The organism is Bradyrhizobium sp. Ai1a-2 (assembly GCF_000426245.1).
In the GTDB taxonomy this organism is placed as follows: domain Bacteria; phylum Pseudomonadota; class Alphaproteobacteria; order Rhizobiales; family Xanthobacteraceae; genus Bradyrhizobium.
In genome coordinates, this window is the sequence record NZ_AUEZ01000215.1 from 1 (window position 1) to 2,031 (window position 2,031).

The following is a 2,031-nucleotide window of genomic DNA, read 5'->3' on the forward strand; positions in this document are numbered from 1 at the left end:
CCTCATCCCATCCCCGCGCTCAACTGCATAGGTGCGTAGAAAGGAGCGCTTACGAATGTGCGAGATTCGCTGACGATCTGGTGGTCTTGATTGATGCCTACAAGCGACATGACTGGCTAATTGGAGCGGTAACTAAGTGGTTACGGGAAGAGTTCGCCAAGCTGCGGGTTGAGATCAATGATGAAAAGAGCCGCGTTGTCGACTTGGAACGAGGTGAGAGCTTCGGCTTTCTGGGGTTCGACTTCCGCTATCTCCGCAGTCTACGCGGAGCAATGCGGCCGCATTACACGCCCAAGCTCAAAAAGCGGACGGCGCTGCTGCGGGCGGTCAAGGAGGTGTTCCGCCGACACCGGTCACAACCGATTGGGAGGGTGATAAGCCTGATCAATCCAATGCTCCGGGGTGGGTGAACTACTTCGCAGTTGGGCACTCCAGTGAGTGCTTCGGCTACATCAAAGATTGGGTAGAGAAGAAGGTCAGGCGCCATCTGGCGCACGCCCGGAAACTACAGGGCTTCGGCTGGGACCGGTGGAGTAGGCCGTGGTTGTACGACACTCTGAGGCTGTTCAACAGCTATCGGGTGCGGCGCGACGGAACGAAAGCAATCCCAGCATGATAGGTCCCATAAGCCTTGGAGCGAAGCAAATGGGGGCGCGCAGTGCGGGAAATCCGCATGCTGCGTGCGACGTGGAGGGGGCTGGAAACATGGCACGGTCGAGAGACCTGTTGGCGCGCCAGTCCTCGACCCTACCGCCCGATGGCGCAGCCAAGATCGGGTTGTTGTGCGAGGCCCGGCACAGTTACTGACACATCGAAGCGCTGCAGATGCTGCGGACTCGGCCCCAACGCGAGATTTGCGTAAAGCGGCGACGCACCGGCTCTGCCGAGCCGGGCGACGGTTCCATCGAATATTCGGTCGTCGCCGAAAAGCCGAAACTGCACCGCCGCGCCGACGGAAAGGTTATAATAAAGTGGTTCCGATACGCCCGCAGTCACGACGAGGTTATTGCAGTCGACAATCTTGACCAAGTCTTGTCCGCGCCGTGCGTACTCGCCATCGTCCACCAGCATGTCCCAGACGAGGCCCGGGACGCGGGCATTGAGCGTCGCGGACGTCAGGCGATTGACGCGCAGACGCTCGGCATCGATTTGCCGATCGAATTGAGCGATGCGCCCTTTAATCTGCTGCTCGTCGACATTCAGTTCCGCCAGGCGCTGATCGAGTTCCCGAATGCGCTGCGTCGAGAAGGGGGCATCGTTATAGGACTCGCCGATGAAGACGCCGGTGCGTGCTGAGGCGAGTTCCGTCTCGAAATAGTTGACGCGCTGTTGCGCACTCTCCACGTCTTGCTGTGCGACATCGAAATTCGCGCGCGCCCGATCCAGGTTGGCCGCCGTCTGAACGCCGCGATTGTTCAACTCATCGATGCGTTTGAATTCCGCATCTGCCCCGCACAGGTGCGCGGCTGCCGCATCCTGCGTCGCCCTCGTCTCGGCGATCCGCGCCTCGATCTGCCGAATTCTGCCGCGCCGGTAGTCAGTTGACTGCGCATCAAATCCGGCTCTCGATTGCGACAGTGCGTCACGCTGACCGGCAATGCGCTTGAGTTCGCTGCGTTGACTGTCCCGGTCGCGCTCAAGATCAAGAAGCCGAACGGTATCGAAGCGCTCGTCGGCGACTTCAGCCGCGAGTTCCCCCGGTTATGCGCGTCCCAATGCTCTTGACGGCAAGCGTCACCCGGCCGTCGATCGGGGCACGCACGACGTAAAGTCGAGCATTTACCGTGGCATCTGCCGGAGCGCTGCTCGACCATATCGGTGCCCAGGGCAGGGCACGGTGGGGAATCCTCGCACGCCCGCCCCCAGACCGAGGCGGCCTCAAGACAAAACCACGGTCATACGCAGCCGCGCATGAGAGCTTGATCAACCGTAAGCGCTCCTTTCTGCGCACCTATGCAGTTGAGCGCGGGGATGGGATGAGGCGTCCACCATGAGCGAGGTGGACACCATCGATGATCACTCCAGAAGAAC

General features: G+C 60.6%; 1 protein-coding gene and 1 pseudogene. One reads left to right on the forward strand and one right to left on the reverse strand.

Annotation, left to right across the window (positions count from 1 at the left end):
* A pseudogene (locus tag K288_RS50095) lies at positions 1-410 on the forward strand (hypothetical protein); the annotation flags it as partial.
* Positions 411-747: 337 nt separating this feature from the next.
* Here K288_RS50095 and K288_RS0143240 read toward each other — a convergent pair.
* On the reverse strand, positions 748-1,419 hold the full coding sequence (locus tag K288_RS0143240; RefSeq protein WP_027584855.1) for an HlyD family secretion protein: 672 nt from the start codon (positions 1,417-1,419) through the stop codon (positions 748-750).
* Between the last annotated feature and the right edge of the window lie 612 nt (positions 1,420-2,031).